We start from the raw sequence: 7,678 nt of genomic DNA, 5'->3' as shown, positions 1-7,678 counted from the left end.
GCGCCACCGGCGCCCGGCGCGACCCCAGCCCCGACTGCGACGCCAGCCCCCGGCCAACGGGGCGCCACGCCGCCCGCAGGCGCCCCCGCTGCCGGAACTCCGCCCGCCTCGCCGCAGGCTGGTGCCCCGCCTCGGCCGCCGGCGCCTCCCGCCGGCGCGGCTGCACCGACCGTCGTCCCTGGCACGCCGGCCGCAGCGCCACCGCCGAACCGGGCGCAATACGCTCCGCCGACGGTTGCGCCCGCCTTCCGGGCCGCGCCGACAGTCGCCGCGCCGTTGCCGCCGGCGCCGCGTCCGCCACAGCGTGACCTGACGCCGCTCGCGATCGGTGCAGGCGTGGTGGCCGGCGCCGTGATCGGCGCCACCATCGCTGACCTCCACAACCAGCGACGCGAGACGATCGAAGGCGGCCGCACCGTCTACACCGAGCCGGACCGCATCATCATCCGCGATCCGGGCGGCCAGGCCTATGTCCGCGGCAACGATCTCTATCGCTTCCGCTATGGCGCCCGCGACATCCGCACCGACACCGTCGGCGGCGAAACCCGCACGGTCGTGATTCGTCCCGATGGCAGCGAGATCATCACCGTCGTCGGCGCCGACGGCCGGCTGATGCGGCGCATCCGCAGGGATCCCCGCGGGGGCGAGCTCATCATCATCGACAACACCTATCGCGATCCCCAGGCGGTCGGCGGCTTCTATGTCGACGTGCCGCCCCCGGTCGTGAACATCCCCTACGATCGCTACATCGTCGATGCCCAGGAAGCGCCACCGGACGTGATCTACCAGACCATGGTGGCACCGCCGGTGCAGCGGATCGAGCGGCGCTACTCGCTCGACGAGATCCGCTACAGCCCCAATGTTCGCATGCAGATGCCGAGCATCGACGTCAACACGATCAACTTCGAGACGGGATCGTGGACCATCCCGCCGGACCAGGCGGCCCGGCTGCAGGTGATCGCCGACGGCCTCAACCAGGCGATCCAGCGCAACCCGCGCGCGGTCTTCCTGATCGAGGGACACACCGACGCGGTCGGCAACGAGGTCGACAATCTGTCGCTGTCGGATCGTCGTGCGCAGGCCGCGGCCGAATTGCTCACGCAGCAGTTCGGCGTCCCCGCCGAGAATCTGACGTCGCAGGGTTATGGCGAGCAGTACCTGAAGGAGCAGACGCAGGGGCCGAGCGCGATCAACCGTCGCGTCACCATCCGCAACATCACGCCGCTGCTCAACGGCGGTCAGGCCTCGTTGCCGCCACCCCCGCCCGGCACCGCGCCGCCGCGGTAACGGCACATACAAACGCAAATGGCCGGGAGCGATCCCGGCCATTTCTGTTTTGTATAGTCTCGTGCCCCGGACGCAGCGCAGCACGTAGTGATGCGCTGCTGAGCCGGGGCCCACAAACCGTCGCCGCAACTCAATTAAGATCTGGGTCCCGGCTCTGCGACGCACCGCTCCGCGCTGCATCGCGTCCGGGACACGAGAATTTCAGAGAACTCGTAGGGTGGGCAAGGCGCGTTTGCGCCGTGCCCACGGTCCCTCTCATCGTAGAAGATGGTGGGCACGCTTTGCTTTGCCCACCCTGCGAGAGCGAGAGCCTCAGCCCTTATCGCTCTCCAGCCGGAAGATCTGCGAGCCTTCGCTGCCTGAGAGCAGGCCGGTGTCGCTGTACAGCTTCAGCTTCGTCCGCGTGTCGGCGATATCGAGGTTGCGCATGGTGAGCTGACCGATGCGGTCCGCGGGCGAGAACGCGGCGTCCTCGACCTTCTCCATGCTGAGCCTTTCAGGCGCATAAGTGAGGTTTGGACTCTCGGTGTTGAGGATCGAATAATCGTTGCCGCGGCGCAGCTCGAGCGTCACCTCGCCGGTGACCGCGCGCGCGACCCAGCGCTGCGCGGTCTCCCGCAGCATCAGGGCCTGCGAGTCGAACCAGCGGCCCTGATAGAGCAGGCGGCCCAGGCGCATGCCGCTGATGCGGTATTGCTCGATGGTGTCCTCGTTGTGGATGCCGGTGACGAGGCGCTCATAGGCGATGTGCAACAGCGCCATGCCCGGCGCTTCATAGATGCCGCGGCTCTTGGCCTCGATGATGCGATTCTCGATCTGATCGCTCATGCCGAGGCCGTGACGGCCGCCGATGACGTTGGCTTCGAGGAACAGCGCGACGGGATCAGAGAAGGTCTGACCGTTCAGCGCGGTCGGCTGGCCTTCCTCGAAACGCACCACGACCTTCTCGGCCTTGACGGCGCAATCGTCGCGCCAGAACGGGACGCCCATGATCGGGTTGACGATCTTGATGCCGCTGTCGAGGCTTTCGAGATCCTTGGCTTCGTGCGTGGCGCCGAGCAGATTACTGTCGGTCGAATAGGCCTTCTCGGCGCTCATCTTGTAGGCGAAACCCTGCGCGGTCATGAACGCCGACATCTCGGCGCGGCCGCCGAGCTCGTCGATGAACTGCTGGTCGAGCCAGGGCTTGTAGATCTTCAGACCCGGATTGGTGAGCAGGCCGTAACGGTAGAAGCGCTCGATGTCGTTGCCCTTGAAGGTCGAACCGTCGCCCCAGATGTTGACGCCGTCCTCCTTCATGGCCGCGACCAGCATCGTGCCGGTGACGGCACGTCCCAGCGGCGTGGTGTTGAAATAGGTGATGCCACCGGTCGAGATATGGAAGGCGCCCGACTGGATCGCGGCGATGCCTTCATGGACGAGCTGCGTGCGGCAATCGACGAGGCGGGCCTTCTCGGCGCCGAACTCCATCGCCTTGCGCGGGATCTCGTTGTAATCGGCCTCGTCGGGCTGGCCGAGATTGGCGGTGTAGGCGTAGCAGCGCGCGCCCTTCTGCTTCATCCAGAGCAGCGCCGCAGAGGTGTCGAGGCCGCCCGAAAAAGCGATGCCGACTTTCTCACCCTTGGGCAGGCTTTTCAGGATCGTGGTCATGGGGCTTCCAATCGGGTCTCAAGGGGCTGATGAGGGTTTCGAACTTGACCGCGCGAATATCAAATTTCGCAGGGCTCGGCACCCATTATAATGGCTCAAACCGACGGCGCGGGACCGGTCTTGCGGCCGAACAGGCGCTGGCGGAGCCGGTAGGCGGGCATGTTCAGCCGGGTCAGGGCGGCATCAACCGCTTCGTCCGTAAATCGCGTCCGTGGCCAGCGGTAAATCAGCGCGTAGGCAAACCAGATCACCAGAAAGGTCACGAGGCCGGCGATCGAGACGTCGGTGAAGAAGTGCCCCCCGAAGGCCATGCGCAGCCCGCTGGTGACGGCGCCGAACACCACGGCGGCGGTATAGGCGAGCGGCCGCCACGCCGGCGGTGCCAACGCGGCCGGCGCCAGGGTCCAGAACGCGGTGGCACCTTCGCCCGAGAAGAACGAGCAGTTGCGCGCGCAGCCGCCGCGTGGATCCCACCACGGCACGAATTGCTGGTCGCCGGCGAACTCGGTCACCACCACCGGGCGCGGCCGGCCCCAGTATGACTTGAAGGCAAGATTGGTCAGAATACCGGCCGACAGGATGATCGTGACAAGCAGGAACGCGATCGCGCGCCCCGACACCATCAGCGGCCGGTCGGGCCTGATCATCTTGACCACGAGCGCCACCAGCGATGGCAGCACGAAGGCCCAGGCCACCCACATCGCCGCGTCACGCGCAAAGCCCGCCCAGTCGTTCAACTTGAGCGGAAAGCTTTTCGTCCGGGGATCGAAGAACAGCGACGCGAGCTTGAGATCGAGCTCGGGATAGAGGCCGAAAACGACGCCGATCACGAGCCACAGCGCCAGGGCGATGAAAAGTCCGGTACGGTTCATGGCGCGCGGTTTAGCGGAGCGGGGCGGGGATGGAAACCCCGGATTCCGTCGCAGCAAGCGAGCGTGAATTGGTCAAAATGCGATGCCTCAACAGTGTCGTCCCGGACAAGCGAAGCGCAGATCCGGGACGACACTGAGGGTGGAGCGCGCTGCATCGCGCCACTCCCCACTGTCACCTTGCGTCCGGCCTTGAATTCGATGGCAACGGCGGCGGCGGCATGCGCGGCGGCGGTGGGATGCGCCAGGCGCCGGCGTTGCGGCCGGCGATCAGCCAGTAGACGATTCCGGCGACGATGCCCGCACCGGTCATGATCTCGAGGTGCCGTCGCACGATGCCTTCGAACTGCAGCGTCTCGGAGTGGAACGGGACCAGACCGAGATAGCAGGCGAGCCCGACGAGGCCGCCGCCGACGGCATAGGCGAGCGCACTGCGGATGTAGAGCGCCTCCGTGATCGCGACGATCACCGCCGCCGGCACCAGCGCAAAGCCCGAAACGAAGATGAAGCCGAAGCCGAGCAGGATGTCGATCGTGCCCTGATCGACGGGACCGGCGCCGAGATCGGCGAATTCCGGAAACAATAGCGCGACGACGACGATCATGCCGCCGACGAAGCAGGCGGCGAGGAAGCCGATGAAGATGACGATGAGGCGGCCGATCAGGGACATGACGCCGAAACCACCACTGCCGTCATTGCGAGGAGCCCGCGACAAAATTGCGAAGCAATTTTGCGCTGGTGCGACGAAGCAATCAAGACTGCTTCCGCGGTGACATTCCGGATTGCTTCGCTTCGCTCGCAATGACGAGGAGGCGGGAGCGCGCGCATGGCTAGCTAATCCGTCATCGCCATGGCGCGCAGCGCCTGACGTTCGCGTGCGCTGAGCTTCTCGGTCTCCGACTTGAGCTGGCCGCAGGCGGCGAGGATGTCGCGGCCGCGCGGGGTGCGGACCGGCGAGGAATAGCCGGCGTTGAAGACGTATTCGGAGAATTTTTCGATCTGGTCCCAGTCCGAACATTCATAGGCGGTGCCGGGCCAGGGATTGAACGGGATCAGGTTGATCTTGGCCGGAATGCCCTTGAGCATCTTGACCAGCAGTTTGGCATCGTCGAGCGAATCGTTGACGCCCTTGAGCATCACATATTCGAAGGTGATGCGGCGCGCATTCGAGGCGCCGGGATAGTCGCGGCAGGCCTGCAGCAGCTCCTTGATCGGATATTTGCGATTGAGCGGCACCAGCTCGTTGCGCAGCTCGTCGCGCACCGCATGTAGCGAGATCGCGAGCATGACGCCGATCTCCTCGCCGGCGCGCACGATGTTCGGCACCACGCCCGAGGTCGACAGCGTGATGCGGCGGCGGGAGATGCCGATGCCCTCGTTGTCGCCGACGATCAGAAGCGCATCGCGCACCGCGTCGAAATTGTAGAGCGGCTCGCCCATCCCCATCATCACGATGTTGGTGACGCGGCGCGTGCCGTCCTCGCGATCGGCCCAGTCGTTCAGGCGATCGCGCGCGACCATCACCTGTCCCACGATCTCGCCGGCGGTGAGGTTGCGCACCAGGCGCTGCGTACCGGTGTGGCAGAAGGAACAATTCAGCGTGCAGCCGACCTGCGAGGAGACGCAAAGCGTGCCGCGATCGGTCTCGGGAATGTAGACGCACTCGACTTCATGCGCCTTCTGAACGTTGTCGCCGCTCGGCAGCCGCAGCAGCCATTTGCGGGTGCCGTCGTTGGAGATCTGCTCGGCCACGACCTCGGGACGATCGACGGTGAAATGCTGCGCGAGTTCGGCGCGAATGCCCTTCGAGATCGAGGTCATCTCGTCGAAGTTCTGGGCGCCGCGGAAATAGAGCCAGTGCCACAGCTGCTGCACCCGCATCTTGCGCTGCGCCGGCGCGACGCCGATCTCGCCGAGGCGGTCGGCAAGCTCGGTGCGCGACAGACCGATCAGCGACGGCTTTGCCGGCGGCACATAGGTTTCGAGTGGCGTCTTCTCCACCAGGATTGCGTTGCGCGGCTCGGTCGTCGGTTGCATTGGCTGCCTGAGTAGTTGCTATCTCGTCATGCCCGGGCTGGTCCCGGGCATCCACGTTCTTTTCCGCCTGTGGCTAGCCCGTGGATGGCCGGGTCAAGCCCGGCCATGACGACCGAAATTGTGGAACCGCCCCTATATAGCAACGGGCGCCGCCGATTGCGACCGTGATACCCACCCGCAGCGTTAACGCCGGCAATCCTGGGCGATCTTGTCGAGCGCCTGGGCGAGGCCCTTCAGCGAGAAGGTGTCGGTGGTCTCGGTGCCCTTGGCCGAGACACCCTTGACGACGAGCTCGGCGGATTTGCGCATCGCTTCGACCATCCGCTCCTCCTCGGCCGCGTTCTTGATCCAGAGGCCGTCGCCCTGCGTGTACATGGCGAAGGCGGCGCCGCCGACCTCGACCGTCGATTCCGAGCCCGGCTTCAGCGCGTAGCCGATCATGACCGAGACTTCGTTGTTCACTTTCTCCGCCGGCCGGGTCGAGACGAAGGCATAAGCGGGATCGCGCGGCCGGTTCGGCGGATTGGTCTTCGACGACGACGGCTTGGCCAGCGCGAAGCAGACCTTCTTGCCGTTGGGCGTCGCCGAATAGGCCCCCCAGGTGCCGAACTGGCCGATCAAGGCCGGCTCCGCGCCACCCGCAACTGAAGCGGGCGGAGCCGCCGATTTGCTCTCCGGCTTTGCGGCCGACTTCGCAGTGGTATGGGCCGCTGGCGCAGCCGATTTCGGTGCAGCCTCTTTTGGAGCAGATTTGGGCGTCGGTTGCGCCGTCTGCGCCCGCGCAGATACAGCGATTCCCCCGGCCGCCACGCCAGTCATCAAAGCTAAGATCAGCACCCGCCACATGCTGGAGTGGTTCCCTCAATATTGTGACTGGAAGATGGCCCGGCCGCGCTTTGTCCCCGTGGCAGGGATAGCCGGGAAAGTCCAATTTGGGAAGGCAGTTAGCGGGTATCGACGCCGACTTAGGTCTTGGATCGCGCGGCGCGCTGGTCGGCCCATTGCGTCTCGGTCCAGCCGAGCAAATCCTCGGCGCCGGAACTGCGCAGATGGGCGCCACCGTCGATCACGACCATCTCGCCGTTAATGTAACCGGCGCGATCCGAGACCAGGAAGCTGGCGAGATCGGCAAGCTCGTTGTGCTCTCCGGTCCGGCCAAGCGGGTTGCGCGCGGTCCAGCCTTCGTCACGGCCTTCGGGGCGGAGCTGCCCCGACGCGCCCGCGGTCGGGAACGGACCCGGCGCAATGGCGACGGTGCGGATGCCTTTCGGCCCCCATTCCACGGCGAGACTCTTGGTCATCGCCAGCAGCGCCGACTTCGCCATCGCCGACGGTACCGTGAAGGCGCGGCCGGTGATGGTCGAGGTCGAGAGGATCGAGAGCACGACGCCGCCGTGCTTACCCTCGATCCAGCGCCTGCCGGCCGCGAGCGTGCAATACATCGCGCCATGCAGCGTCGGCGCCAGGATCGCATCGGCCGCGCGGAACGACAGATGCTCACTCTGTGCGATGAAGGTCGCGGCAGCATTGTTGACGAGAATATCGAGCGGCGCCTCACGCCAAATCCGATCCATCATGTCGTCGACGGCGCCACCCTCGCGGATGTCGCAGGCGATCGTCGTGACCTTGCCGCCGCTCTGTGCGCGCATCTGCGCGGCCGTCGCTTCCAACCGGTCGAGCTTGCGGCCGCAGATCACGAGCTCGGCGCCAAGCGTCAGGAAGCGGCTCCCCATCGCGGCGCCAAGGCCCGAGCCGCCGCCGGTGATGAGAATGCGCTTGTCCCTGAGCAGGCTTGTTTCAAACATCGTTTGAATCCTCTTCTCCGCGGATTTCGT

General features: G+C 65.8%; 7 protein-coding genes. 1 reads left to right on the top strand and 6 read right to left on the bottom strand.

The annotated features are described in order from the left end of the window. The coding region (locus UNPA324_RS06780; RefSeq protein WP_246667129.1) for an OmpA family protein at positions 1–1,287 on the top strand (1,287 nt) is incomplete at its 5' end. Positions 1,288–1,599: 312 nt separating this feature from the next. Here UNPA324_RS06780 and argG read toward each other — a convergent pair. The 6 genes from argG to UNPA324_RS06750 form a co-directional block, all read right to left on the bottom strand. Beyond that, positions 1,600–2,937 (bottom strand): argininosuccinate synthase, encoded by a 1,338-nt coding sequence (gene argG / locus UNPA324_RS06775; protein WP_128920993.1) that lies wholly within the window; start codon positions 2,935–2,937, stop codon positions 1,600–1,602. Positions 2,938–3,032: 95 nt separating this feature from the next. Continuing rightward, positions 3,033–3,809, bottom strand: a complete 777-nt coding sequence (locus UNPA324_RS06770) for a phosphatase PAP2 family protein (RefSeq protein WP_141934141.1) — start codon at positions 3,807–3,809, stop codon at positions 3,033–3,035. 172 nt (positions 3,810–3,981) lie between these two features. Continuing rightward, complete coding sequence (locus UNPA324_RS06765) at positions 3,982–4,476, bottom strand: hypothetical protein (protein ID WP_128920995.1); 495 nt, start codon at positions 4,474–4,476, stop codon at positions 3,982–3,984. Positions 4,477–4,640: 164 nt separating this feature from the next. Beyond that, positions 4,641–5,843, bottom strand: coding sequence for a dual-specificity RNA methyltransferase RlmN (gene rlmN / locus UNPA324_RS06760; RefSeq protein ID WP_141934139.1), 1,203 nt, complete (start codon positions 5,841–5,843; stop codon positions 4,641–4,643). 183 nt (positions 5,844–6,026) lie between these two features. Beyond that, positions 6,027–6,689 (bottom strand): invasion associated locus B family protein, encoded by a 663-nt coding sequence (locus tag UNPA324_RS06755; protein ID WP_128920997.1) that lies wholly within the window; start codon positions 6,687–6,689, stop codon positions 6,027–6,029. A gap of 119 nt (positions 6,690–6,808) precedes the next feature. Beyond that, the gene (locus UNPA324_RS06750) at positions 6,809–7,648 is read right to left on the bottom strand and encodes an SDR family oxidoreductase (RefSeq protein WP_128920998.1); all 840 of its coding nucleotides are present in this window, start codon (positions 7,646–7,648) and stop codon (positions 6,809–6,811) included. Positions 7,649–7,678: the final 30 nt, after the last annotated feature.

The sequence above is a fragment of the Bradyrhizobium sp. UNPA324 genome (assembly GCF_006658635.1).
Classification (GTDB): domain Bacteria; phylum Pseudomonadota; class Alphaproteobacteria; order Rhizobiales; family Xanthobacteraceae; genus Bradyrhizobium; species Bradyrhizobium nanningense.
This window is presented reverse-complemented; position numbering and strand designations above follow the sequence as displayed.